This is a genomic window from Streptomyces sp. NPDC001070 (genome assembly GCF_053598835.1).
In genome coordinates, this window is sequence record NZ_JBSFLB010000004.1 from 309,840 (window position 1) to 335,500 (window position 25,661).

At 71.6% G+C, this 25,661-nt stretch carries 23 protein-coding genes and 1 pseudogene; 12 read left to right on the plus strand and 12 right to left on the minus strand.

All coding sequences use genetic code 11. From position 1 onward, the window contains the following. Positions 1–15: 15 nt before the first annotated feature. The 3 genes from ACWDAS_RS07370 to ACWDAS_RS07380 form a co-directional block, all read right to left on the minus strand. Complete coding sequence (locus tag ACWDAS_RS07370) at positions 16–345, minus strand: hypothetical protein (RefSeq protein WP_450387869.1); 330 nt, start codon at positions 343–345, stop codon at positions 16–18. A 145-nt stretch (positions 346–490) separates the two neighbouring features. Next, positions 491–1,078, minus strand: coding sequence for a pyridoxamine 5'-phosphate oxidase family protein (locus tag ACWDAS_RS07375; protein WP_450387870.1), 588 nt, complete (start codon positions 1,076–1,078; stop codon positions 491–493). Positions 1,079–1,158: 80 nt separating this feature from the next. Continuing rightward, positions 1,159–1,851, minus strand: a complete 693-nt coding sequence (locus ACWDAS_RS07380; RefSeq protein ID WP_450387871.1) for a pentapeptide repeat-containing protein — start codon at positions 1,849–1,851, stop codon at positions 1,159–1,161. 142 nt (positions 1,852–1,993) lie between these two features. Between ACWDAS_RS07380 and ACWDAS_RS07385 the strand changes: the two genes are divergently transcribed. Further along, positions 1,994–3,391: an FtsW/RodA/SpoVE family cell cycle protein gene (locus tag ACWDAS_RS07385; RefSeq protein ID WP_450387872.1), complete on the plus strand. Its 1,398-nt coding sequence runs from the start codon at positions 1,994–1,996 to the stop codon at positions 3,389–3,391. Then, positions 3,388–4,851: a penicillin-binding transpeptidase domain-containing protein gene (locus ACWDAS_RS07390; protein ID WP_450387873.1), complete on the plus strand. Its 1,464-nt coding sequence runs from the start codon at positions 3,388–3,390 to the stop codon at positions 4,849–4,851. Before ACWDAS_RS07385 ends, ACWDAS_RS07390 begins: the two co-directional genes overlap by 4 nt. Positions 4,852–4,864: 13 nt before the next feature. Here the strand turns inward: ACWDAS_RS07390 and ACWDAS_RS07395 are convergent, their stop codons facing one another. Then, entirely contained in the window at positions 4,865–5,947 is a 1,083-nt protein-coding gene (locus ACWDAS_RS07395) for a ferritin-like domain-containing protein (protein ID WP_450387874.1), read from the minus strand. A gap of 52 nt (positions 5,948–5,999) precedes the next feature. Between ACWDAS_RS07395 and ACWDAS_RS07400 the strand changes: the two genes are divergently transcribed. From ACWDAS_RS07400 to ACWDAS_RS07430, 7 genes are all read left to right on the plus strand, one after another. Further along, positions 6,000–6,902 (plus strand): AurF N-oxygenase family protein, encoded by a 903-nt coding sequence (locus ACWDAS_RS07400; protein WP_450387875.1) that lies wholly within the window; start codon positions 6,000–6,002, stop codon positions 6,900–6,902. A gap of 30 nt (positions 6,903–6,932) precedes the next feature. Continuing rightward, positions 6,933–7,685, plus strand: a complete 753-nt coding sequence (locus ACWDAS_RS07405) for a TetR/AcrR family transcriptional regulator (protein WP_450387876.1) — start codon at positions 6,933–6,935, stop codon at positions 7,683–7,685. Between the two features lie 34 nt (positions 7,686–7,719). Further along, on the plus strand, positions 7,720–7,986 hold the full coding sequence (locus ACWDAS_RS07410; protein WP_450387877.1) for a hypothetical protein: 267 nt from the start codon (positions 7,720–7,722) through the stop codon (positions 7,984–7,986). A gap of 147 nt (positions 7,987–8,133) precedes the next feature. Next, positions 8,134–9,717, plus strand: coding sequence for a chitinase (locus ACWDAS_RS07415; protein ID WP_450387879.1), 1,584 nt, complete (start codon positions 8,134–8,136; stop codon positions 9,715–9,717). Between the two features lie 127 nt (positions 9,718–9,844). Next, positions 9,845–10,990 (plus strand): NlpC/P60 family protein, encoded by a 1,146-nt coding sequence (locus ACWDAS_RS07420; RefSeq protein WP_450387880.1) that lies wholly within the window; start codon positions 9,845–9,847, stop codon positions 10,988–10,990. 141 nt (positions 10,991–11,131) lie between these two features. Further along, complete coding sequence (locus tag ACWDAS_RS07425; protein ID WP_450387881.1) at positions 11,132–11,716, plus strand: TetR/AcrR family transcriptional regulator; 585 nt, start codon at positions 11,132–11,134, stop codon at positions 11,714–11,716. Between the two features lie 88 nt (positions 11,717–11,804). Continuing rightward, on the plus strand, positions 11,805–12,821 hold the full coding sequence (locus ACWDAS_RS07430; RefSeq protein ID WP_450387882.1) for a zinc-dependent alcohol dehydrogenase family protein: 1,017 nt from the start codon (positions 11,805–11,807) through the stop codon (positions 12,819–12,821). Between the two features lie 79 nt (positions 12,822–12,900). Here the strand turns inward: ACWDAS_RS07430 and ACWDAS_RS07435 are convergent, their stop codons facing one another. Then, entirely contained in the window at positions 12,901–14,334 is a 1,434-nt protein-coding gene (locus ACWDAS_RS07435) for a selenium-binding protein SBP56-related protein (protein WP_450387883.1), read from the minus strand. Between the two features lie 217 nt (positions 14,335–14,551). Between ACWDAS_RS07435 and ACWDAS_RS07440 the strand changes: the two genes are divergently transcribed. After that, positions 14,552–15,178: a DUF4328 domain-containing protein gene (locus ACWDAS_RS07440; protein ID WP_450387884.1), complete on the plus strand. Its 627-nt coding sequence runs from the start codon at positions 14,552–14,554 to the stop codon at positions 15,176–15,178. Between the two features lie 176 nt (positions 15,179–15,354). On the opposite strand, the pseudogene ACWDAS_RS07445 reads toward ACWDAS_RS07440, so the two are convergent. Both ACWDAS_RS07445 and ACWDAS_RS07450 read right to left on the minus strand, forming a co-directional pair. Then, positions 15,355–15,615: pseudogene (locus ACWDAS_RS07445) on the minus strand (tyrosine-type recombinase/integrase); the annotation flags it as partial. A gap of 111 nt (positions 15,616–15,726) precedes the next feature. Next, the gene (locus tag ACWDAS_RS07450; RefSeq protein ID WP_450387885.1) at positions 15,727–16,320 is read right to left on the minus strand and encodes a TetR family transcriptional regulator; all 594 of its coding nucleotides are present in this window, start codon (positions 16,318–16,320) and stop codon (positions 15,727–15,729) included. A 188-nt stretch (positions 16,321–16,508) separates the two neighbouring features. On the opposite strand from ACWDAS_RS07450, the gene ACWDAS_RS07455 reads away from it, so the two are divergent. Together ACWDAS_RS07455 and ACWDAS_RS07460 are read left to right on the plus strand one after the other, a co-directional pair. Then, positions 16,509–18,140 carry an MFS transporter gene (locus ACWDAS_RS07455; protein ID WP_450387886.1) on the plus strand — a complete coding sequence of 544 codons (1,632 nt, stop codon included), beginning with the start codon at positions 16,509–16,511 and terminating at the stop codon, positions 18,138–18,140. A 78-nt stretch (positions 18,141–18,218) separates the two neighbouring features. Continuing rightward, complete coding sequence (locus ACWDAS_RS07460) at positions 18,219–19,121, plus strand: NmrA family NAD(P)-binding protein (protein ID WP_450387887.1); 903 nt, start codon at positions 18,219–18,221, stop codon at positions 19,119–19,121. 825 nt (positions 19,122–19,946) lie between these two features. On the opposite strand, the gene ACWDAS_RS07465 is transcribed toward ACWDAS_RS07460, so the two are convergent. From ACWDAS_RS07465 to ACWDAS_RS07485, 5 genes are all read right to left on the minus strand, one after another. Continuing rightward, positions 19,947–21,182, minus strand: a complete 1,236-nt coding sequence (locus ACWDAS_RS07465; protein WP_450387888.1) for a styrene monooxygenase/indole monooxygenase family protein — start codon at positions 21,180–21,182, stop codon at positions 19,947–19,949. Between the two features lie 75 nt (positions 21,183–21,257). After that, entirely contained in the window at positions 21,258–21,860 is a 603-nt protein-coding gene (locus tag ACWDAS_RS07470) for a GTP-binding protein (protein ID WP_450387889.1), read from the minus strand. 1 nt (position 21,861) lies between these two features. Continuing rightward, on the minus strand, positions 21,862–22,287 hold the full coding sequence (locus ACWDAS_RS07475; RefSeq protein WP_450387890.1) for a DUF742 domain-containing protein: 426 nt from the start codon (positions 22,285–22,287) through the stop codon (positions 21,862–21,864). Next, positions 22,287–22,793: a roadblock/LC7 domain-containing protein gene (locus ACWDAS_RS07480; RefSeq protein WP_450387891.1), complete on the minus strand. Its 507-nt coding sequence runs from the start codon at positions 22,791–22,793 to the stop codon at positions 22,287–22,289. The genes ACWDAS_RS07475 and ACWDAS_RS07480 overlap by 1 nt, the downstream gene beginning before the upstream one ends. Beyond that, on the minus strand, positions 22,793–25,381 hold the full coding sequence (locus ACWDAS_RS07485) for a nitrate- and nitrite sensing domain-containing protein (protein WP_450387892.1): 2,589 nt from the start codon (positions 25,379–25,381) through the stop codon (positions 22,793–22,795). Before ACWDAS_RS07485 ends, ACWDAS_RS07480 begins: the two co-directional genes overlap by 1 nt. Positions 25,382–25,661 lie beyond the last annotated feature (280 nt).

Genomic DNA, 25,661 nt, shown 5'->3' on the forward strand with positions numbered 1-25,661 from the left:
GGGTGTGTTCGAGCCTCAGTTGCCCCAAACCGCACGATGCCGATGCCGAGTTGGCGGCAGGTCGAGTTCCGCCGCCGCCTCCGTCCACTCCACCCCCGCCCCGCGCAGCGCCTTGCCGGCCTCCATCCGGAAGGCCCGGAGCGCTGCCCGGGCCTGCCCCTCGGAGTTCCGCGAGCAGGTCACGGGCGTGCCGCTCCCGCGCGGGAACGCGTACGCGTCGAAGCGCAGCCGCCGTACCCGGCCGCCGGCGGCACGGCGCAGCACGACGAGCTCATGGCCGGTCCACGCCCCGGGCGCTCCCCCGTGGTGGTGCGCCGGGGGGACGTGGTGGACAGTGCGTGACACGCGGGACCTCACAGCGGGCCCGCCGGTACCTCCGGCGTGGCCGCTACTGGTCCGCGGCGGAGAAACGTCCCTGGAGCCGGGCGCGCCGCATCGGGACAGCCTGGCACAGGCACGGGCCGTACCCCATCCGGTTTCTCACGCCTCCTCAGGACGTCCGGGGCGGCAGCGGGAGCGGCAGTCCGGGCAGGCCGTCCAGGCTGACGGCGACATGGGGCTTGCCCTCGCAGTAGTCGCTGAAGGACTCCTCGGTCTCACGGGAGAAGCGCTGCGTGTGCAGCGGCCGCTCCTCGCGGAAGTCCATGTAGGGGACGGCGAAACCGCAGCTGTCGCTGACGCGTTCGGCGGTGACGACGATCACGGCCCGGATGTCGGTCCGCTTGCGGATGTCGTCGGAGAAGTGCGGGACGAGGTCGTCCCAGCGCGGGTCGTCGCGGAAGACGGCCTCGCCTCGCCCGTGCACCCGCACGACGGTGGGCGGCCCGGTGAAGGCGCACCACATCAGTGTGATGCGGCCGTTCTCCCGCAGGTGCGCGATGGTCTCGGCCCCGCTGCCGCCGAGGTCGGCGTAGGCGAAGGTGCGGTCGTCGAGGACGGCGAAGGATCCGTCGAGGCCCTTGGGCGACACATTGACGTGTCCGTCACCGGACAGGGGCGCGGTGGCGGTGAAGAAGACCTTCTGTTCCTCGATGAACGACCGCAGGCGGCCGTCGATGCGTTCGTACGTCTTTCCCATGTCTGCGATTCTCCGGCGCCCGGCCGGCTTCCGCCGCACCTTTTCGGCCGGGTGCGCCCCGCCCTCCGCGGGGCGCGTCCTCAGCGCCGGCGTCGCCGCTGGCCGGCGTCCCCCTCGTCCCGTACGACGATGCCCAGCGCCGCGGCGAGCGCCGGGGCGAGGTCCAGCAGCTGGCCGGTGCCGATGACGGCGCCGCGGAGGCAGTCGTGGCCGTCGGCGAGATCGAGGAGGGTGACGCCGCGCAGGTCGGCGGCGTCGAGTTCGGCACGGCCGAGGCGGATGCGCTCCAGGGCGGTGCCGGGGAAGGAGACGTCCTTCAGGCGGGCGCCGCCGAGGTCGACGTCGCGCAGCACGCAGTCATCGAAGACGACCTCGTGCAGCCGGGCGGCGCGCAGGTTGACGGAGTCGAACTTGCAGCGCCGGAAGACCACCCGGCGCAGCACCGCGCCGAATGCCTCGACCCCGGCGAGGACGCAGGAGTCGGCGGTGGCGTCCATCCAGTTCGTCTCGGCGAACGAGGTGCCGACGAAGCGGTCGCCCTGCAGCCACACCTCGTTGAAGCGCGCCCGGCGCAGGCTGCCGCCCTCGAAGGCGGTGTCGGTGACGGCGCACTCGAGGAACACGGCACCGCCGGCGTCCTGTTCGCCGAGGGTGAGGCCGTCGAAGTGGAGGGTGTCGTAGCGCTCCTCGACGCCCAGCCCCGGCTCGTCGAAGGGCTCCAGGGCCTCCGCGTACGGCAGGTCGGACAGCGACTGCGGTGCCTTGAGGGTCATGCGGCCCACGCTAGCGGGCCCCTCCGACAGTCGCCGACCGCCGCGGGGGCGCCGCCGGACCGCCCGGGCCGTCGTCGCGAGCGGCGATCACTCAGCATGGATATGAGCGATTTGCCCGTCATGTCTTGCTACGTTGCGTCCCATGACCGCGCCCGCCCCCAGGACTTCACCGCCGACCGCCGTCGTGCCCGGCGTCCGGGTGCCCCGGCGCCGGGGCGTCGAGCTGGCGCTGCTCGTCGGCGCGGTGCTGATCTCCGTGTACGGATACTGCGACGTGGGGCTGGCGCGCGGTGGCGCCGTCCCGCCGGGTGCGGCGGGCCACGGTGCGGCGCTCGGCGGCCTGGCGCTGGTGGCGCATCTGGCGGTGCGCTTCCGCGCCCCGTACGCGGACCCGCTGCTGCTGCCGATCGGGGTGCTGCTCAACGGCCTCGGCCTGGTCCTGATCCACCGCCTCGACCTGGAGACCCCGGACGCCGCCGCCCCGGCGCAGCTGATCTGGTCGGGGCTGGGCGTGGCGCTGTTCATCGCCGTCGTGCTGCTGCTGCGCGACTACCGCGCCCTCGCCCGGTACGCGTATCTGAGCGTCGTGGCGGCCCTGCTCCTGATGATCGCGCCGATCCTCTTCCCCGCCGTGAACGGCGCCCGGATCTGGATCCGCGTCGCGGGACTCTCCCTCCAGCCGGGCGAGTTCGCGAAGGTGCTGCTCGCGGTGTTCTTCGCGGCGTACCTCGCGGACAACCGCACCGCGCTCGCGTACACCGGCCGGCGGATCTGGCGGTTCCGGCGGCTGCAGCTGCCGACCGGCCGGGTGCTCGGCCCGGTGCTGGCGATCTGGGCGATCAGCCTCGGGGTGCTGGTCGTGGAGCGCGACCTGGGGACCTCGCTGCTGTTCTTCGGGCTCTTCGTGATCCTGCTCTACGTCGCCTCCGGGCGCACCGGCTGGATCGCGATCGGGCTGCTGCTGTCGGCGGCGGGGGCCTTCCTCGTCGGCACGCTCGAACCGCATGTGCACGCGCGGGTGGAGGACTGGCTGCACCCCTTCGCGAGCATCGGGGCGGGCGAGGGGCCGGGCCAGCTGGCGCAGTCGCTGTTCGCGTTCTCCGCCGGGGGGCTGCTGGGCACGGGCCTCGGCGAGGGGCACTCGGTCCTGATCGGCTTCGCGGCCAAGTCCGACTTCATCCTGGCCACGGCGGGCGAGGAACTGGGCCTGACGGGGCTGACCGCGCTCTTCCTGCTGTACGGGCTGCTGGTGGCCCGGGGTTACCGGGCGGGGCTGTCGATCCGCGACCCCTTCGGCCGGCTGCTGGCCGTCGGGCTGGCCTCGATCGTCGCGCTGCAGGTCTTCGTGATCGCGGGCGGGGTGACCGATCTGATCCCGCTGACCGGGATGGCGATGCCCTTCCTGGCGCAGGGCGGTTCGTCGGTCGTCACCAACTGGGTGATCGTCGCACTGCTGATCCTGCTCAGCGACGCGGCCCGCCGCCCGGTCCCCGGCACCGGCGGCGGTCCCGGCCCCGGCAGCGGGGCGGATCCGGCATGACCCCGCACGCCCGCCGGGCCGCCGCGCTGTGCCTGCTGCTGTTCGTGGCACTGCTGGTGAACGCGATCCGCGTCCAGGTGGTGCGGGCCCCGGAGTACGACGGCAACCCCGCCAACCGCCGGGTGCCGATCGCCCGCTACGCGCAGCCGCGCGGCGACATCCTCGTCGGCCACCGGCCCGTGACCGGTTCCCGGCCCACCGGCGGCCAGTTGGACTGGGTCCGCACCTACGCCGACGGCCCGCTCTACGCCCCCGTGACCGGCTTCGCCTCCCAGACGTACGGCACGGCGCTGCTGGAGGCAGCCGAGGACGGCGTCCTCTCCGGCGCCTCCCCCGACCTGTCGGCGCTCCCCCTGTGGAACGCGATCAGCAGGCGGCCGCAGCCCGCGGGCGACGTCCGCACCACCATCGACGCGGCCGCCCAGAAGGCCGCGTACAAGGCGCTGGACGGCAAGAAGGGCGCGGTCGCCGCCCTCGACCCGACGAGCGGCCGGATCCTGGCGCTGGTCAGCACGCCCTCGTACGACCCCGGGACGATCGCCGGCACCGGGCCCGAGGCGATCGGCGCCTGGCGCAGGCTCACCTCCGCGCGGGACCAGCCGATGCTCAACCGGGCGCTGCGCCGGACGTATCCGCCCGGCTCGACCTTCAAGACGGTGACCGCGGTCGCGGCGCTGACCGCCGGCGTGGTCACCGACATCGAGGAGCCCACAAACTCGCCCGACCCCTATCCCCTGCCCGGCTCGACGACGAGACTGGCCAACGAGTCGGCGTCCGAGGACTGCGAGGACGCGCCGCTGCTGTACGCGTACGCCTTCTCCTGCAACACCGTGTTCGGCAAGCTCGGCGACGACGTCGGGCTGCGGGCGATGCGCGAGACCGCGGAGGCCTTCGGCTTCAACGACCCGTCCATCGGCGTCCCGTCGCACCCCGCGGTCAGCGTCTTCGACCGCCGCATGGACCGGGCGCAGCTGGCGCTGTCGTCCATCGGGCAGTACGACACGCGGGCCACGCCCCTGCAGATGGCGATGGTCGCCGCGGCCGTGGCCAACGACGGCGCGCTGATGTACCCGCATCTGGTGGACCGGACGACCGACAGCGCCGGCCGTCCGCTGGCGATCACCGGGCAGCGGGCCTACCGGCAGGTGATGGACGCGGTCGTGGCGTTCGAGATGCAGGAGATGATGGTCGCCGTGGTGCGGCACGGCACGGGCCGCAACGCCGCCATCCCCGGCGCGGTGGTGGGCGGCAAGACGGGCACGGCGCAGCACGGCGAGGCCAACCGCGGGACGCCCTTCGCCTGGTTCATCTCCTGGGCGAAGGAGAGCAGCGGTGCCCCTGCCAGGGTCGCCGTCGCCGTGGTCGTGGAGGACGCCGCCGCGGACCGCGCCGACATCAGCGGCGGCGGGAAAGCGGCCCCGGTCGCCCGCGCGGTGATGCGCGCGGTGCTGGGGCGCTGAGCCCGCCCCCGGGTCAGTCCCGGCCGCCCAGCGCGATGGCCTCGGCGACCTCGGCGGCCCGCTCGGCCTCCTCCTTGGCGAAGCGCTCCGCGTCGAGCTTCTCGGCGATCTCCTCGTCCTGGGCCATGAGCAGGTCGAGGTTGGAGTCGCCCATCTCGAAGACGCCCATGTCGACGTAGGCCCGCTGCAGCCGCTCGCCCCACAGCCCGATGTCCTTCACGCACGGCACGATGCGGCTGAACAGCAGCTTGCGGAAGAGCTGCAGGTACTCGGAGCGCTCGCTGAGCTCCTCGGCCTCCTGCCGGGGGATGCCGAAGTCCTCGAGCACCTCGGCGCCGCGCAGCCGGTCGCGCATGAGGTAGCAGCCCTCGATGACGAACTCCTCGCGCTCGCGCAGTTCGGCGTCGGACAGCTGCCTGTAGTGGTCGCGCAGCGCCATCCGGCCGAAGGCGACGTGCCGGGCCTCGTCCTGCATGACGTAGGCGAGGATCTGCTTGGGCAGCGGCTTGTCGGTGGTGTCGCGGAGCATGCCGAAGGCCGCCAGGGCCAGGCCCTCGATGAGCACCTGCATACCGAGGTAGGGCATGTCCCAGCGGGAGTCGCGCAGGGTGTCGCCGAGCAGCGCCTGCAGCGAGTCGTTGATCGGGTAGAGCATGCCGACCTTCTCGCGCAGGAAGCGGGAGTAGATCTCGGCGTGCCGGGCCTCGTCCATGGTCTGGGTCGCGGAGTAGAACTTGGCGTCGAGGTCGGGGACGGACTCCACGATGCGGGCGGCGCACACCATGGCGCCCTGCTCACCGTGGAGGAACTGGCTGAACTGCCAGGAGGCGTAGGCGCGGCGCAGGTCGCGCTTGTTCTGCTCGGACATCTTGTCCCAGTAGGGGGTGCCCCAGATGGTCATGTTCTGGTCCGGCACCCCGAGCGGGTCGTACGGGTCGACCTCGATGTCCCAGTCGATGCGGGTGACCGCGTCCCACTGCTTGTCCTTGCCCTTCTGGTAGAGGGCGAGCAGCCGGTCGCGCCCGTCGTCGTACTCCCAGGAGAAGCGGGCCGCTCCCGAGGCCGGGATCTCCCACGAGCTGGCTTGCGACGTCATTGGCGCCTCCTCGACTCTTGACGGGCTTGCTGACACACAGTCTCATAAGAGCATGACCGCTGGCACCCCTCTTGCAACGCGTGAAAAAGTGGCGGAGCGGCTGCTCGACGCCTCCGCGAAGCACTCCTTCGACCCCGACACCGAGCTGAACTGGGACGCCCCCTTCGAGGACGGCAAGTGGTTCTGGCCGCCCGAGCTGTGCTCCTTGTACGACACCCCGCTGTGGAAGCACATGTCGCAGGAGCAGCGGATCGAGCTGAGCAGGCACGAGGCGGCCTCGCTGGCCTCGATCGGCATCTGGTTCGAGATCATCCTGATGCAGCTGCTGCTGCGGCACTCCTACGACCTGGACCCGACCAGCGGTCACGTCCGCTACGCGCTGACCGAGATCGCGGACGAGTGCCGCCACTCGAAGATGTTCGCGCGGCTGGTGACGCGGCTCGGCACGCCCGTGTACAGGCCGTCCCGGCTGGACCACAACCTCGGCCGGGTGCTGAAGACGGTCTCCACCACGCCCGGCTCCTTCACCGGCACCCTGCTCGCCGAGGAGATCCTGGACTGGATGCAGCGGCTGACCTTCACCGACGAGCGCGTCCAGCCGCTGACCCGCGGCGTCACCCGCATCCACGTGGTCGAGGAGGCCCGGCACATCCGCTACGCCCGCGAGGAGCTGCGCCGCCAGATGAGCTCGGCGCCGCGCTGGGAGATCGCCTTCACCCGGGTCTCCTCCGCCGAGGCCGCCCGGGTGATCGCCCGGTCGCTGATCAGCCCGCAGGTGTACGCCTCGGTCGGGCTCGACCCGAAGTACGCCGCCGAGCTGGCCCGCACCAGCCCGCACCGCCGCGACGTGATGCGGCAGGCCGCGCGGAAGCTCATGGACTTCCTCGACGAGATCGGGATGTTCGAGGGTCCGGGCGTACGCCGCATGTGGCGCAGCTCGGGGCTTCTCGGGTAGGACGGCGCGCGGGCGGATACGCTGGCGTGCATGAACGGCAGTTCGACGCCGGCGCCCGCCGCTCCCGCCTACCGCCGGCTGAGCGTCGAGCAGCGCCGTACCCAGCTGCTCGCCGCCGCCGTGGACCTCTTCGGCCACCGGCGGCCCGAGGACGTCTCGGTCGACGACGTGGCCGCGGCCGCCGGGGTCTCCCGCCCCCTGGTCTACCGCTACTTCCCCGGCGGGAAGCAGCAGCTGTACGAGGCCGCCATGCGCAATGCCGCCGAGGAGCTGCGGGCCTGCTTCGTGGAGCCCGCGGAGGGCGAGATGACCCAGCGCCTGTCCAACGCGCTGGACCGCTATCTCGCGTACGTGGACGAGCACGACGCGGCGTACTCCGCGCTGCTGCGCGGCGGCAGCGTCGCCGAGACCAGCCGGACGGACGCCATCGTGGACGGGGTCAGGCGCAGCGCGGCCGAGCAGATCCTGATGCACCTGGGCGCCCCGAACCCCGGCCCGCGGCTGGCCATGATGGTGCGCTCCTGGATCGCCAGCGTGGAGGCCGTGTCGCTGACCTGGCTGGACGAGGGCAAGCAGCCGCCGGCCCGGGAGCTGCGGCAGTGGCTGGTGGACCACTTCACCGCGCTGCTGCTGGTCAGCTCCACCACCGACCAGGAGACCGCGGAGGTCGCCGTGGCCGCGCTGGAGCGGGAGACCGCGGGCAGTCCCGCCGGGGACCTGGCCCGCAGGGTGGCCCCGCTGGCCCAGGCAGTCGCACATCTGCTCCCACCTGCCGTTTCCTGAACGTGAGCCCCTCCGCAGGGCCTACTCTGACCCCGTGAGGCATGAGGACACGGAATTCGTCGGAGGGCCGCTGGACGGCCGCGTGCTCGGGGTGCTGACCGGCATCACCGGGCAGCCCCCGAAGGTGTACGAGGTGCCGGTGCCGCAGGAGGACGGCGCGCCGCCGGTCGTGCACGTCTATCATCGCGAGCCGAGTCCGGGGCCGCGCGCGCAGCGCCGTACGCGCTGGGTCTTCGTCTACGACCCGGAGGGGAACCGGCCGGAGAAGCCGCGCTGGCCCTGGTCGAAGCCGCGGGCGTGAGCCGCGGCCGAATGTGAGCCGCCGCCGGGCCGACGACCCCGGGGATCCCCGCAGGACTGGTCCGGACCATTGACAGAATTGGTCCAGACCTGTTTGCTGCGACTTGTCATGCGCACTTCTTCTCGTCCCCGAAGGAGCGGCCCCTCCATGAGACACCTCGTCGCCGCGACGGCGACCCTCGCCTGCACCGCCGTCCTCGGCGGGCTGGTCGCCCTCGCCCCCACGGCGCACGCCGGTGAGTTCCTGGTCAACGGAGGCTTCGAGTCCGGCAACCTGTCCGGCTGGAGCTGCGACTCCGGCACCACACAGGCGGTCACCGGACAGGCGAGGACCGGCGGCTACGCCCTCGCCGGCACTCCCGGCGCCTCTGGGACCGCACAGTGCAAACAGACCGTCTCCGTCTCCCCGAACACCGCCTACACCTTCTCGGCGCAGGTCAAGGGCAGTTACGTCTACATCGGGGTGGACGGCGGCACCAGCACCTGGACCCCGGGCACCGGCGGCGCCTACCAGCAACTGAGCATCGACTTCACCACCGGCGCGAGTCAGACCAGCGCGACGGTGTACGTCCACGGCTGGTACGCGCAGCCGGCGTACTACGCGGACGACCTCTCGCTGACCGGGCCCGGCGGACCCACGCCCAGCCCCACCCCCACTTCGCCGACACCGACGCCCACACCCACGCCGACCCCGACGCCGACCCCGACTCCCACCGGGCCGTCCTCCCACGCCCTTGTCGGCTACCTGCACTCCAGCTTCGCCAACGGCTCGGGCTACGTCCGCATGGCCGACGTCCCCGCGAGCTGGGACTACATCGACCTCGCCTTCGGCGAACCCACCTCCACCACTTCGGGCGACATCCGCTTCAACCGCTGCCCGGCCTCCGAGTGCCCGGGCGTCGAGTCCGACGCGGACTTCAAGGCCGCGATCAAGGCCAAGCAGGCGCAGGGCAAGAAGGTGCTGATCTCCATCGGCGGCCAGAACGGCCAGGTCCAGCTCACCACCGCCGCCGCCCGCGACGCCTTCGTCAGTTCCGTCGGCAGGATCATCGACACCTGGGGACTGGACGGCCTCGACATCGACTTCGAGGGCCACTCGCTCTCCCTCGACGCCGGCGACACCGACTTCAGGAACCCGACCACGCCGGTCGTGGTCAACCTGATCTCCGCGCTGAAGAGCCTCAAGGCCGAGTACGGCAGCGGATTCGTGCTGACCATGGCCCCCGAGACCTTCTTCGTCCAGCTCGGGTACCAGTTCTACGGCCCCGGCCCCAACGGAGCCCAGGACCCCCGGGCGGGCGCGTACCTCCCGGTGATCCACGCCCTGCGGGACGATCTGACGCTCCTGCACGTCCAGGACTACAACTCCGGGCCGATCATGGGGCTGGACAACCAGTACCACCAGATGGGCGGGGCCGACTTCCACATCGCCATGACCGACATGCTGCTCACCGGCTTCCCGGTCGCGGGCAACACCGCCCGGGTGTTCCCCCCGCTCTCCCCGTCCCAGGTGGCCATCGGCCTGCCCGCCAGCAGCAACGCGGGCAACGGCTGGACCACCCCGGCCGAGGTGAACAAGGCGCTCGACTGCCTTACCAGGAAGGTCAACTGCGGCGGGTACGCCACCCACGGCACCTGGCCCGCGCTGCGCGGCCTGATGGCCTGGTCGGTGAACTGGGACAAGTACGGCAACTGGGAATTCCAGCGGAACTTCGACACCTACTTCGGATGACGCCGGACGAACGGGTGGCTCCCGGACGTGCGGAGCCACCTGTTCCGGCCCGTCCCTCTGTTCCAGCCGACCCGATCATGTAAGGATCTACCCGGAGGTGCGCAGTCGGACAAGCGGAGGTGACGGGATGTCAGCAGCACGCCGGCCCGGTGAGTGGGTGCGCAGGGCACTCGTCTGCGGGGCGCTGCTGGCCGCCGCGGCCCTGGGCATTCCCGCCCAGGCGTACGCCGCACCCACCGATCCGGTTCCGAGCGGCCAGACGCTCGTCGCGCTGCTGGAACGGCTGCAGGACCTCTACCTCAAGGCCGAACAGGCCACCGAGACGTACGACCAGGCCAAGACCGAGCTCGAGGAGAACCAGAGCAAGGCCGACCGCCTGGACCGGCAGCTCGCCGACGAGCGCACCGCGCTCAGCGACGCCCGCGCCCTCGCCGGGCAGCTGGCGCGGGAGCAGTACAAGTCCGGAGGCGTCTCCCCGTACCTCAACCTGCTGCTGAGCCGCGACCCGCAGGACGCCTTCACCCAGGGCCACATGCTCGACCGCGCCGCCGGCAGCCAGGCGGAACTGGTCGCCCAGCTGGAGAACGGCGAGAAGCGGATCGCCGCGCTCAGCCGGTCCCAGCAGCACGCGCTCGACGACTCGGAGCAGCTGGAGAAGAAGCAGCGCGAGGCCAAGGAGGAGATCGAGCGGCAGCTGTCCGACGTCGAGCGGATCCTCGCCGGCCTGACCGGCACCCAGATCGCCGACCTCCAGAAGCTGGAGGAGCAGGGCATCGACCAGGCCCAGGCGGCCTTCCTCCGTTCGGGCAAGCTCGGCAGTCTGGCGCTCGCGCCGTCCCGGGCCGGCAACAAGGCGCTGAGCTTCGCCTACGGGCAGCTCGGCAAGCCCTATGTCTGGGGAGCCGAGGGCCCGAAGGCGTACGACTGCTCGGGGCTCACCTCGCGCGCCTGGGAGCACGCGGGCACCACCATCCCGCGCACCAGCCAGGAGCAGTGGAAGCGGCTGCCGCACGTCCCGCTGAATCTGCTGCGCCCCGGCGACCTGGTGGTCTACTTCCCCGGCGCCACCCACGTGGCGATCTACATCGGCAACGGCATGGTCATCCAGGCCCCGCGTCCGGGCGGCGTCGTCAAGATCTCCCCGATCGCCGCCAACCCGATCCTGGGCGCGGTCCGGCCGGACTCCGACGACCCGTCGATGAAGCACTACGTCTCCCCGGTCGCCCCCGCGTCGGCCACCGCACCCACCCCGCTCGGTGGCACCTCGCGCTGACCCGGCGGCGGCGCCCGGCGGACCGAGGCACCGCCCGCGTGCGGCCGGTGTGACCGGCACCTCATCCACATCGGACAGACCTGTCTGTTAGTTTTGCTGCGACGGGCCCGCCGGGCCCCGGTGAGCATCGAGGTGACCAGCATGCCCGCGACGGCCAAGCGCCCTTCGGCGCGCGAGCGCATACTGACGACGGCCGAGGCGCTGTTCTCCGCGCACGGCCTGCGCGGCGTGGGGGTCGACCGGATCATCGCCGAGTCGGAGGTGGCCAAGTCCACGCTCTATGTGCACTTCCCCTCCAAGGACGAGCTGGCCGCCGCGTATCTGCGCCGGGTCGACGACTCCTGGCGGGGCAAGCTGCGCGCCGCGGCGCTGGCGGCCGGCGACGACCCCCGCGAGCAGCTGGTGGGCCTGTTCGACGCGGTCGCGGCCTCGTACGAGCGCCACGGCTTCCACGGCTGCCCCTTCATCAACGCCGCCGCGGAGAGCGAGCCGGGCAGCCTGCCGCACGCGGTGACCGTCGAGCACAAGCGGACCGTGCGGGCCTGGGTGCGGGAGCTGGCCGAGTCGGCGGGGGCCGCGGATCCGGACGAGCTGGCGCTGCAGCTGACCCTGCTGGTCGACGGCACTCTGGCCGCGGGCAAGCTCGAACAGGACCCGGCGATGCCCGCCGCCGCCAAGACCGCGGCGCGGGCCGCGGTCGAGCGGGCCTGCCCGCCCGCCGCCTGAGACCCCTCCCGCCCTCGTCCGCACCGGATGGACGAGGGCATTCCTCAGCCCTGAATAAAACAGACCTGTCTGTTCGAAAGGACATTCCATGACCTCCCGTCCCCCGGTGGGCGCCACCATGCGCGCGATGGTGCTGGAGCAGTTCGGCACCCCTCTGACCCTCGGCGAGATCCGGACCCCCTCACCCGGCCCGGGCCAGGTGCTGGTCCGGGTCGCGGCCAGTGGCGTGAACCCCCTCGACACCAAGATCCGCGCGGGGAAGGCCGCGCACGCCCGGACCCGGCTGCCCGCGGTGCTCGGGCTTGATCTGGCAGGCGTGGTGGAGGAGGTCGGAGCGGACGTCACCGGCTTCACGCCCGGCGACGAGGTCTTCGGGATGACCGGCGGGGTCGGCGACCTGCAGGGCTCCCTCGCCGAGTACGCGGCCGTGGACGCCCGCCTGCTGGCCCGCAAGCCGGATTCGCTGACCATGCGTCAGGCGGCAGCGCTTCCGCTGGTCTTCATCACCGCGTGGGAGGGCCTGGTGGACCGGGCGGGGGTGCACGAGGGCCAGAAGGTGCTCGTGCACGGCGGCGCCGGCGGCATCGGGCACGTGGCCGTCCAGCTGGCCCGGGCCCGTGGCGCCGAGGTCTTCGCCACCGGATCGCCGCGCAGTCTGGAGACGATCGCCCGCCTCGGGGCGACCCCGATCGACCACACCTCCACGCCGGTCGACGCCTACGTGGCCGAGCACACCGGCGGCGAGGGCTTCGACATCGTCTTCGACACCGTGGGCGGGGAGACGCTCGACGCCTCGTTCACCGCCGTGCGCACCTACACCGGCCACGTGGTGAGCGCCCTCGGCTGGGGCACCCACAGCATCGCGCCGCTCTCCTTCCGCGGGGCCACCTACTCGGGCGTCTTCACGCTGCTGCCGATGCTGACCGGAAACGGGCGCGAGCACCACGGCGAGATCCTGCGCGAGGCGGCCGCCCTCGCCGACGCCGGGGCGCTCACGCCGCGGCTCGACCCGCGCCGCTTCACCCTCGCCACGGCTGCCGGGGCGCACGAGGTGGTCGAGCAGGGAGCGGCCGAGGGCAAGGTCGTCGTGGACGTCACCGCCTGACGGACCGCCCCCGGCCCGTCGCCACGGCCTGCGGACCGGGGGCGTCCGTCCCGGGCGCTCCCGGAGCACGCCCGGGCGGTCAGTGGCGGAAGCAGTACGAATCCGAGGAGGCGTCGCCGCCCTGCAGGCGCGTCTGGTGCACCCGCAGGCCCAGGAAGTCCGGGCCGTGCGGGAAGAAGCGGTTGTCCACGGAGAGGCCGCCGCGCGAGGTGTCGGCGTCGAGTCCGATCATCCACGGGTCGATTCCCGCGGGATAGAACTGCGCGTCCCAGGCGGCGTACAGGGAGTTCGTCAGGTACACGCGCCGCCCGTCGCGGCTGAGCTCGACCATCTGCGCCCCGCCGGTCAGCGGAACGCCGTCCGGCTCGGCGGGGTGCGGCCGCCCGCCGACGATGCCGCCGAGACGCACGGACGCGGTCTGCCGGGGACGGGACGGGTCGCTCACGTCGTACTGGAGCAGGTCCCCGGTCCCCCATGCGGACACGTACAGCCACTGGTCGTCCACCGACAGGTCGATGTCGGTGATCAACGGGGGCACGGCGCCGAACGGCTGCAGCGCCGGGGGCAGGTCCTCGGCCGGCGCCGGCTCTGCGGGGACGGTGATCACCTTCCGGACGGTGAAGTCCTCGCCCTCCCGGTTCCACAGCCACACCGACGCCGACAGGTCATCCACGTTGACGACGGTGTTCGCGAATCCCCACGTCGCCTCGGGGTCGTGCGCGGGACGCAGCTCCAGCACCATCTGGTTCTCGTCCCCCAGGTCGACCCGCTGCAGGTGACGGCCGGAGTCGAGCTCCCAGAAGTGCAGCGAGTGGCCGTACCGGCGCCCCAGCAGCAGTTCGGGGACGACACCGTCCTCGATCATCGACGGGGTCCCCCACTCGCTGGTCACGGCGATGTTCCGGCGCAGGTGCCACCAGACGTCGTAGGCGAGCCACTGCGGTCCCCGGTCGCTCTCCCAGGCGCGCAGCACATCGAAGCTCTCGTGGTCCAGCAGCGCGACGCCGCCGGGGCCGTCCGCACCGTCCGCGCCGCCCAGGCAGGACAGGAACACTCCGTCGGGGCCGCAGTGGAGTGTGTGCGGACGCGAGTATCCGGCCTTGGCGGCCAGCTCCTCGGGCCCGATCACCTTGGTCAGGCGCGGGCGGGCGGGATCGGGACCGGTGTCGAAGACGTGCAGCCGGGAGGAACGCAGTCCCGGGACGATGAGGTAGCGCCGCACGGCGTGATGATGGCCGGCGTGCGCCAGCGCGCTGGAGCAGGCGTTCCAGCCGAAGTGGTGCAGTTCGTTGCCCGTGTCGGGCAGCTCGACATGGGAGACCACACGGCCGTACTCGGGAGAGTCGGGGTCGGTGCCGACGGTGAACAGCGCGTCCGGGCGCTCCCCGGTCGGATCGAAACCGACGACGTAGGCGAGCTTCTCCGGGGGCGCGGCGACCGCGTCGGCCGGAGTGCGGTACAAGGTGGGGTCACTGTGCTCGTCGCGGTCGTGAGCGTGCTCGGTCGTCGTCATGGCCGTTCCCTCTCCCGAAGGGGAGCCTGGATCCGGGGGGACTCCCGACGGGCAGCCGGGCTCGCCCGTTCGAGATCTATGTGCGAACAACGGACAGATATGCCATGAAACGAGCGTTTCACAGCCCCGGAGCCCTGCCAAGGCGAGAGCATCGGCGCCGGTTCCCACGGCGGCCGCGCTGGACCGAATGCCGAGGTCGGCAGTAGTTTGCGCCCCTGTGAGCCACGACGACGCCATCGCCATATCCCCGCCCGTGCCCTCGGCCAAGGGCGATCCGCTCTTCGTTCCGAGGGCGATGACCATGGCGGTCGTGGTCGCGCTGGGGATCTGCGTACTGGTGAACGCCGCGCTGCTCATCGCCCAGTTGCGCCTCCACGGCGCCGCTGACGGCTCGTACGCGGCCCTCGATCGGGGGATCTGGGTCGGCAACCTCACCGGCATCAGTCATCTGGCCTTCGTGCTGACCGGGGTCGTCTTCCTGCGCTGGCTGTGGCAGATGCGGGTGAACGCCGAGGCACTGGCACCCGGCGGACACCGGATGCGACGGGGCTGGACCACGGGCGCGTGGCTGATTCCGTTCGCCTGCTTCTTCCTGCCCAAGCGGATCATCAACGACATCTGGGCCGCCAGTTCGCCGCCCGATCGCCCGCGGCGCACCGGTGCGCTGCTGACCTCGTGGTGGCTGGTCTTCGTGGCGGCGCAACTGATCGCGCCCCCGGCCACCGCCCAGGGCCCACTGCCGGCGGAGATGACCGGCGCCGCACTGTACGTCCTCGCGGGAGTGCTGTGCATCGGTGTGGTGCGGCGGCTCGCCGCGATGCAGAGGGCACGCCTGCGGGGTTGATCCGGCGGGGCGGGCGCACCGCCGGCGTCGGCGGTCCGTCAGGCTCCCGCGGCCGAGGCCAGGTAGGCGGCTCTTCTCCGGGTCGGAGCAGAGGTTCCGCGGCCCGGCACGCCCTCTGCCGGCGAGTTGTCTTCAACTGGGCGACGTAAGCCAGTCCGTGGGCCGTCTGTGGGCCGTCACGCGGAGCGGTGGCCCATGTCGTAAATGGCAGCGATCGCCTCGCGCGTGCGCTCCTGGCTGCTCGGCATGAGGTGCACATAGATCCTCAGGGTCAGCGCCGGGTTGCTGTGCCCGAGGTACTCGCTGACGGCCTTCACGTTCTCGCCGGCATCCGGCAGCGCCGATGCGTAGAAGTGCCTCAGCGCATGCCTTCCGTGCTCGCGCGCAGCGGCGTAGCCATCTGCTTTGGCGACTGGCTCAGCGATGACTCCGGCAGAACCGGCCTGACCCATCACCCCATCGACCCCGACCTGAAAACCTCAGGGGGCGGCCGGAGGCTCGGGGCACTTTCAGAAGAGTTGATCGACCGCCTATGGCCGTTGGCTCGCTCACCGCGCTACCGCCGTGTCGGACTGACCGATGCCGTTCTCGGCGAGAGCCGTGCGCGCCGCCTGCAGCAGTTCTTCGGAGAGCGGGTTGCCTCGGGTGGCGCGCGCGAGGACGAGGGCGCCGACCATGGTACAGAGCTGGGCCAGGCCGTCGTCGTCGCCGGTGGCCAGCCGGGCGGCGCGACTCCGTATCCCGTTGATGTAGACCTGCTGGGATCGGGCGGCCTGGTCGGGGTCACGCCCCAAATCGGCGGCGAATCCTGAGACGGGGCAGCCGTCCCCGGCGTGATCGCGGTGCCAGATCGAGAGGTACTGCTCGATCAGCGTCCGGCGGGCGGCCTCGTGGTCCCTGGCGGGCTCCTCAAGCGCCGCCGGCGAGTGCGCCCCCGGGTCCTCGAAGGCGTGGGCGATGGCCGTGTCGACCAGGTCCTCCTTGGAGGCGAACTGCTTGTAGAACGCGCCATGGGTGAGCCCGACGGCCTTCATCAGGTCGGCAATGCTGACCGCGGTGCCCTGCTCGCGGAACATCCGTGAGGCAGTGGCCACGACGTGCTGCCGGTTCTCCTGTGCCTGCGCCTTGGACACGCGGCCCACGGAATCACTCTCCCCAGTTGGCTGTCGCTTGTCATCTATCCTAGCCTGTGTTTAGTTTGATTACGACATCTATTTAGGTCCGACGTGATCACTGGCAGGTCAGCGGGGCCTTGCGCTGCCTCCCCGGCCTCAGGCCGGCCGCCTCCGCCCCGCACTCGCCATACCACCGACAGCACTGGAGATCCGCTGTGGCATCGCCACCCACCCCCACCGAGTCCTCGACGCCCGCGGAGTCCACGCCACCCGTGCCGCCGGCCCGACGCAGGGTTTCTGAGACGGTGCACCGCCGGCGCTGGGCCATCCTGGCCGTGCTCTCCTGCAGCCTCCTGGTGGTGATGCTGGACAACTCGATCCTCAACGTGGCAATGAAGACCATTGCCCAGCCCGCTCCCACTGGCCTCGGCTCCACCCAGAGCCAGCTGGAATGGGCGGTCAACTCCTACACGCTCGTCTTCGCCGGACTGCTCTTCACCGCGGGCCTGCTCGGTGACCGGCTCGGCCGCAAGAAGGTGCTGCTCCTCGGCATGCTGGTGTTCGGCGCTGGATCCGCGCTGTCCGCCATATCGGACTCCTCCGGGCAGCTCATCGCCTTCCGCGCCGTGATGGGCTTCGGTGGCGCCTTCATCCTGCCCGCCACCCTCGCCATCATCATGAACGTCTTCGAGCCCGCGGAGCAGCCCAAGGCCATCAGCATCTGGACCGGTGTGGTCGGTTTCGCCCTCGCCGCCGGCCCGATCGCCGGCGGCGTCCTGCTGGCTCACTTCTGGTGGGGCTCGGTCTTCCTGATCAATATCCCGATCGTGGTCGCCGCGATGGCCGCGATGGTGGCGATCGTCCCCGACTCCAAGGATCCCAGGCCCGGCAGGCTCGACCCCGTCGGCGTGCTGCTGTCGATCGCGGGACTGACGCTGCTGGTCTACGGGATCATCAAGGGCGGACAACTGAGTGACTTCACCCGCCCCGAGGCCTGGGCGACGATCCTCGCCGGCGTCGCGGTCCTCGCCGGCTTCGTGGTGTACGAAGCCCGCTGCGACCATCCCGCCCTCGACGTCACCTATTTCCGCAACCGGCGGTTCTCCGCGTCCGTCGCCGCCATCGGCCTGGTCTTCTTCGCCCTCATGGGCGTCACGTTCTTCAGCGTCTTCTACAACCAGAGCGTTCGGGGCTACAGCGTCCTGCAGTCCGGTCTGCTCGTGCTGCCGCTGGCCGCCTCCCAGATGTTCTTCGCCCCACGGGCCCGGCTGGTCGTCAACCGCTTCGGCGCCCGAGCCGTGTGCGCCACCGGCCTCGTCCTGACCGCCGTGGCCTTCGCCGGGTTCCCGCTGCTCGGTCAGGACACCCCCATCTGGGTGCTGGAGGTGCTGTTCTTCCTGATGGGCACGGGGATGGCCCATGTGATGCCGCCCGCCACCGTCATGATCATGTCGTCGCTGCCGAGGGAGAAGGCCGGCTCCGGATCCGCGGTCAACAACACCTTCCGGCAGGTCGGCGGGGCCATGGGGGTCGCCGTGCTGGGATCGCTGCTGTCCACCACCTACCGCAACGGCATCGACGGCCACCTCGGCATGCTGCCCGCCTCCGACCGGCACGCCGCAGGTGAATCCCTCCAGGCCACCCAGGCCGTCGCCGAGAAGCTGGGACCGGCCGGCAGGGCACTGGTACGGCTCGCGAACGACTCCTTCATCCATGCCATGCACATCACCGCGATAGGGGCGGCGGCCGTCGCCCTGGTCGGCGCCGCCGTCGTGCTGGCCTTCCTGCCGGGCAAGGATGCCGCCGTAGCCGTCGGCGGTGGCAAGCCCCAGCGCCAGACCGTCTGAACCCCTTGCTGACGGCTCCTCCGACGCTCTGATCACACCACAGCTCAGTTATTCCACCACCACGAAGGAGATCGACTGATGATTGCCAACAATCTTGTTCTCATCCCCGGTGCCGGCGGCGTGGGCCGTACGGTCTTCGAGCAACTGCGTGCGCAGGACGTGCCGGTGCGTTTCATGGTCCGTCGCGAGGACGAGCGTGCGGCCGAGCTGCGGGCGCTCGGCGCGGAGGTCGTCATCGGCGACCTGACCCGGCCAGAGACGGTGGCGGCCGCGCTGCAGGGCGTGGCGCGGATGTACTTCGCGATGCGCGTGTCGCCGGACCACCTGCTGGCGGCGACCGTGGTGGCCTCCGTCGCAAAGGAGTACGGGAAGCTGGAGGCGCTGGTCGGCCTGTCGCAGATGACGGTGTCCCAGATGACCGCCACCAGCACCGAGGAGTCGCATCAGCAGCGACTGCACTGGCTGGCGGAGCAGGTACTGAACTGGTCCGGCCTGCCGGTGGTGCACATCCGGCCGACGGCGTTCCTGGACACTCCGCTGTTCACCACGATGGCGGCGCGGTCGATCCAGGAGAACGGCACGATCGCGCTGCCGTTCGGCACGGGACGCACCTCGCCGGTCTCCGTGGACGACGTCGCCCGGGTAGTCGCCACCATGCTCCGGGACCCGGCTCCGCACATCGGGCAGGTCTACGAGCTGACCGGGCCGCGCTCGGTCGACATGACGGAGCTGGCCGAGGCGTTCTCGCGGGCACTGGGCCGTCAGGTGTCCTACGTGGACGTGCCCCCGGAGAGGTGGCAGGCCCAGCTCCCGAAGCTGGGGATGCCGTCGCACATCGAACAGCACGTCGCCACCATGGCCCAGCTGCACCGGGACAACCGTTACGACCGCACGGCCGACGGCGTCGAGCGCGTGACGGGTATCCCCGCCCAGTCGATCGAGGCGTTCGTGGCCGCCCGGAGGGACTTCTACCTGGTCTGAACCGCGCCAGCCAAGGCCGGCCCCGGGGCGACTGCCTTCGCGGGGCAGGCCAAGCCCCAACCTTGACTGCCCGACCGGCACTCACGCTGCTGCTAACCGGGGTGGTCGCCGGCGGACCAAGGCCGACTGACATCACCAGATGGCATCAACGTCGACGGACGATTGCGGAACAAGGCAGCCGAAGACCGACCATGAGCCGCTGGGGAAGGGGACTTCCGGCAGTCCGTGCGGAAATGTGTTCGAACTTACAAGGCACGTGTCGGCGGCTGGAGTCCACCTGCACCGCCAGTTCGCCCCGACATGGTCCACCGCTCTCAGGCTTTCCATTCACCCGAGAGGTATCGCGCCAAGTTGGCGCGTCGGGTGAAACGCTACGAGCGCGAAAGACACTGACCGCGTACGCATCTACGAAGGAGTCGCCTGCCACAGCCGTGCCAGATTCAGGGATCAGCCACGGTCAACAGTGGTGGATAACGGGCGCACTCATGCCTGCCAGCTCGGCACGGCTCCGGCAGGGTGCCCTCTTCGTGCTGTTCGCCGACACCAATGCCTGCGCAAGACGCGCGCCCGGACCGCCCCGCACCTACCCCGGCTGAGATTGCCGCCAGCCTCCTACGGCGAGCAACGGGAGGCAGGCGGCAAGGCCCCCACCGCACCTACGCCCGGCGGTGGGGGCCTCCCCATGTCCGGCAACCAGACAAGCCGCCGTCAGCTCGCGGTGACGGAGGACCGCTCATGTCTGGGCCGTCTCCGGGCCGTCCGAGGACGGCCGACAGCGACCGACAACGACAGGTGACGACGGCCGGACCGCCGGTCAGAGGCCCGTCAGGCGCCGGAGACCGAGGCCAGGTACGCGGCGGTCTTCTCCGGGTCGTAGAAGTACGACTCGTAGTCCGACGGGTCGTCGAAGCCGTTGGCGAAGCGGTTCGCGACGGCCGGCAGCTGCCCGGCGGCGCCGATCAGGCCCAGGATGTGCTCCGGCGGCGGGCCGAGCAGGGCGTTGGTCCACTTGGTCACCGGCTCGGCCGTCGTCCAGAAGCGGGCGAAGGCGGACTCCATCCAGTCCCGGTCGAAGGGCTTGTCGCCCTGCTCGACGATGGCGGCGAGGTACGCGGCGGCGCACTTGGAGGCGCTGTTGGAGCCCTGACCGGTGATCGGGTCGTTGGCGACGACGACATCGGCCACCCCCAGCACCAGACCGCCGGAGGGCAGTTCCGCGACGGGGTGCCGGACCACCGGGGCGAAACGGCCGGACAGCGTGCCGCCGGCGTCGGTGAGCTCGACGTCGCGGGCGCGGTCGTACTCCCACGGCAGGTAGCGCTGCATCAGGTCGAGGGTCAGCCGCAGGTGCTCCTTCGGTTCCTTGACGCCGTCGAAGACGTCGAGCGGACCGCCCGGCAGCCCCTCCCAGAAGAGGATGTCGCAGGGGCCGGAGGTGGTCAGCGCCGGAATGACGATCAGTTCACCGGCCCCGGGGACCATGTTGAGCCGCACCGCGTGGAAGTCCGGGTGCTCCGGACGCGGGCCCAGGCCGTGCACATAGGCGACGGCCAGCGAGCGCTGCGGGCTGTCGTACGGGGAACGCTCCGCGTTCCGGCCGAACATCGAGACCAGCTCGCCCTTGCCCGCCGCGACCATCACCAGGTCGTAGGCACGGGAGAAGTAGTCCAGGTCGCCGACGGTCACGCCGTGGATGACCAGCTTGCCGCCGCGCTCGACGAAGGTCTCCAGCCAGCCGGCCATCTTCACCCGCTGGTCGACGGATTGCGCGTAGGCGTCGAGCCGGCCGACCCAGTCGATCGGACGCGATCCGTCCGGGGCCGCGACGGAGACGCCCAGGCCCTCGATGCGGGGGGTCTGGTCCTCCCAGAAGCCCAGGCCGAGGTCCCGCTCGTGCCCCAGCGCCGTGTCGAACATGCACTGGGTGGACATGACACGCCCCTGGCGTATCTCGTCCGCCGTGCGGTTGGACATGACGGTGACCTCATATCCCTGGGACTGCAGACCCAGGGCCAGTTGGAGCCCGGACTGGCCGGCTCCCACGATCAGTATCTTGCGCAAGACGGCATGCTCTCTCGTGCGGTGCGGGCTTGGGTGCGTCCGGTGGGCGTCCCCAGGACGCCCACCGGAAGACTGCTACTCCGGCTGGGCGATGAGGGCCTGCTTGACCAGGGCCAGCAGCACCTGGATCACCGACTGGCGGTCGCGGGCGTCACATATCACCACCGGGATCTCGTCCGGCACGGCGAGCGCCTCGCGGACGTCGATCTCCTCGTAGGCGGTGGTGCCCTCGAAGTGGTTGACCGCCACCGCGTAGGGCAGGCCACTGCTCTCGAAGTAGTCCAGCGCCGGGAAGGCGTCGGCCAGCCGGCGGGTGTCGGCGAGGACGACCGCGCCGATCGCCCCGCGCACCAGGTCGTCCCACATGAACCAGAAGCGCTGCTGACCGGGTGTGCCGAACAGGTAGAGCACCAGCTCCCGGTCGAGCGTGATCCGCCCGAAGTCCATCGCCACCGTGGTGGTGGTCTTGTCCGGGGTGGAGCCGAGGTCGTCGATGTCCTCACTGGCCCGGGTCATCACCGCCTCGGTGGTGAGCGGGGTGATCTCCGAGACCGCGCCGACGAAGGTGGTCTTGCCCACGCCGAAGCCGCCCGCCACCACGATCTTGGTCGAGGTGGGGGCATGGCTCACGTCCAGTTGCCACTCCTGCAGGCCGTCTTCTTCCGCAAGGGACGACATGTCAGAGCCTGCGAAGTCCACCGAGCACCCTCTCCAGCAGCGCGCGATCCGGGGCGCCGGGCCCGTGCCCGGTTCCGTACACGCGGATCCTTCCCTGATCGGCCAGGTCGCTGAGCAGGACCCGGACGACGCCGAGCGGCATGCGCAGCAGCGCCGAGATCTCCGCCACCGAGCGCATCCGGCGGCACAGTTCCACGATGGCCCGCATCTCCGGCATGACGCGCTCGGCCCAGTTGCCCGAGGTCAGCTCCCGGCGCTCGGTGGAACCGTCGATCGTCGCGACGAAGGTCTCCACCAGCAGCACATGGCCGAAGGACGTGCGGCCGCCGGTCAGCGCGTACGGCCGCACCCGGGCGGCCCTGCGCCCGGATCCGCGCACCGGGAGGGCGGCGGCCGACTGGGGCGCGGGGATCAGCGGTCGGCGCATCAGCGGCCCGCCTCGATCGCCTCGCGCAGCTCCGAGCGGAGCGCGGGGGTGAGCACATGGCCGGCCCGGCCCACGAACAGGGCCATGTGGTAGGCCACCACGCTCATGTCGCACTCGGCGTCCGCGTGGACACCGAGCAGCGAACCGTCGCCGATCGTCATGACGAACACACTGCCGTCCTCCATCGAGACCGCCGTCTGCCGCACTCCGCCGCCGTCCATCAGGCGCGCCGCGCCGTCGGTCAGCGACGCGATGCCGGAGACGACCGTCGCCAGGTCGGCGGAGGTGCCCGCCGGTCCCTTGGGCCGTACCGCCGTGCCGTCCGCGCCCTCTTCCTCCGCGTCGGCCTCGGCCTCGGAGGTCAGCAGCAGCAGTCCGTCCGAGGACACGACGGCCACGGAACGGACGCCTGGCACGTCCTCCACGAAATTGCTCAGCAGCCACTGGAGGTTACGTGCCTCGTGGCTCAGGCCCCGTTCACTCTGGGTGTCCGTACCGGCCGACATCAACCGCGTGCCTCCTCGACGCCTTCGGCTTCGACTTGTTGGTGTCCCCCCGAACTGCCTTCTGCTGTGTCCGCGTCGGCCGCCCCCCGCGGCGCGGGCACCCCTTGCCGGATCTCCTGCGTCTCGGCCCGGGCCTCCGCCCGGCCGTCGCGCAGACCCCGCGCGAAGCCGCCGAGCTTGCGCCGCAGCTCCTCCGGGTCCACTCCCCCGCCCTGCCGGGCCTGTTCGCGGGTCTGCGGCTCGCCCGACAGTCCCGTGGCGCGTGGCACGCGCTGCGGCAGTCCCTTGGTGGTGCGCCCCATGCCCTCGGGAACCTGCGCGGCTGCCGGTGGGGCTTCCGGCGCGGGCTGGTCGGCCCGAACGTGCTCGATGGCGTCACCCGCGGGCGCGGACGTGGGCGCAGGCGTGGCCGTGGGCTCCGGCTCGGAGGCCGGGTCCGCCGCCGCGGCCGTCACCGGATCGTTGGGCTCGCTCGGTTCGTTCGGCTCGTCGCGGCCCTCCGCCGGGACCGCCGTCTCCTCCGGTTCCCCGGCGCGCTCGCCCCGCGGGCGCGGCAGCGCCTGGCGCGGCTGCCACGGCTCGCCCGCGACGGCCGCCTCCACGGGGGTCTGCGGGCCGTCGGGGTCCTCGGCGGGCGCGGTGAGCGCCGTGGGCACGACCACCACGGCGGTGGTGCCGCCGCCCTTGGCGTCGCGCAGCTGGACGCGGATGCCGTGCCGGGCGGCGAGCCGGGCGACGACGTAGACGCCCATGCCCTCAGCCCCGGAGCCGTGCGCCGCGGGGTCGGCCTGCGCCAGCAGCTCGTTGAGCTCGTCCAGCCGGGCCGTGGGGACGCCTATGCCCTGGTCCTCGACCGAGAGCATCAGTTCGCCGCTCTCGAGCATCCAGCCGGACAGCTGCACCTCGGTCTCCGGCGGGGAGAAGGCGGCGGCGTTCTCGAGGAGTTCCGCGATCAGGTGACTCAGGTCGTCGGAGGCGAAACCGGCGATCCGCCCGGCGGGCAGCTGCTGGATGCGGACGCGCTCGTACTTGTCGATCTCGGAGACCGCGGCACGCGCGACGTCGACCAGCGCGACGGGCTTGGGGTGCGCGTGGCCGTGCTCGGCGCCGGCCAGAAGCAGCAGGTTCTCGCTGTTGCGGCGCATGCGGGTGGCCAGGTGGTCGAGCCGGAACAGCTGGGCGAGCTCGTCCGGGTCGTGGACCAGGTCCTCCAGCCGCTCGATCAGCGTGAGCTGGCGCTCGACCAGACCGAGGGTGCGCAGCGTCAGATTGACGTACGTGCTGTGGACGTTGCCCTGCAACGTGCCCAGGCGGGTGGTGAGCGCGTCCTGCTTGCCGTGCAGCAGGTCGCGCTCCGCGGCGAGGGCGTCCCGTACGCCCTGGAGCTTGGTGTGCTCGGCGTCCTGCGCGGCGACGCGCTCGCGCAGCCCGGCGAGCTCGGCGCGGAGCGCGTTGACCGCCCGGGCCGTCGCGGCGAACTCGTCCGCGCCGACGATCCTGACCTGCTCGCCGGCGGGTATGTCGCCGCGCGCGAAGCGGGCCAGGGCGGCGGCCGGGCGGGTGATGGAGCGGGCCGTGGAGACGCTGATGCCGATGACGAGCAGGAAGCACACCGCGGCCAGGGCGATGTGGAGTTCGAGGGCCGTCACGTCGTCGTCGCGCAGCGCGGCGAGCCGGTCGGCGGAGGCGGCGGCGAGCGAGGACTCGACTCCGCGCATCATGTCGATCCGCGCGGAGAGCGCCGACTGCACCGGACCCGGCTTGAACGCGCGGTCGGCGGCGGACAGCGAGGGGCTGTCCAGCAGCCGCTTCAGCCGCTTCTCCGCCGCGCTGACGTCGGAGCCGGTGACCGTCTCGTCGTACTGCTCGACGGCGGCCGGTGAGGCCGCGCCGCGGAAGTCGGCGAGCGCGGACCGCTCGCTGACGGCGGCGGTCTGCGCCGCCTGGACCAGGCCGGACTCCTCGCCCCCCGCGGTGAGCGCGCCGACCAGCAGCCCGCGCTGGGCGGAGGCCTGGTCGACGGCGCGGGCGAGCGCGGGGAGCATGGTGGTGTCGGCGGAGGCGCCGCGGGCGGGCAGCGAACGGGCGACGGCGGCGCCGACGCCGTTCAGCGCCTGGATCGGCGGGTCGTAGGCCGCGACGGCCGCCTGGGCGGAGCCGTGGCCGGAGAGCACCTTCTGCCGGACGGCGGGGAGTTCGCCGAGCCGACGGACGACCTCGGCGGTCGCGTCGGCGAAGGCCGGGGCGTCGTCGGTGTCGGCCTCCGCGGCCGCCGCCAGCACTTCCTTGACCTGGCGGTCGACCCGCTCGCGCTGGGTCTCGGAGACGCCCGTGCCGGCCGCGGTGGAGCGGCCGCCGGCCACGAAGACCGCCATGTCGTCGCGTTCGTCGGCCAGGGCGTGGGACAGCGAGACCGCCTGGGCCTCCAGTCGCGCCATGCCGACCAGCCGCTGGGACTCGGCCAGATCGCGTACCGCCGTGGCCACACCCGGCGCGGAGGCGGCCAGGACCGTGACGGCGCAGATCAGCAGGGCGCCCAGCAGTCGCTGCCGTACGCGCTTGGTCCGCGGGTTACGTCGTGTTCGCACCGATGCTCGCTATCCCGTCTCGCCTGATCCAGTGGTCCCGAGATGACGACACATCGGCCGAGCGCCGAGCACGGCAACGTCTGGCCTCATCCCGGCATCGTCCCGACCATCTCAGGCCGACCCGGAATGCAGATGTGCGTCCCCCACCTCGACACCCGAACGAGTGAATCGCACGCACAAGTTGACGTTCAACTCCCCGGCGGGATCGTTACGCGCGCGTTCCCCACCCGCCCCTGGGAAAAACTGGCATCCGGACCGCCGTCCTGGCAGGATGCGCTCC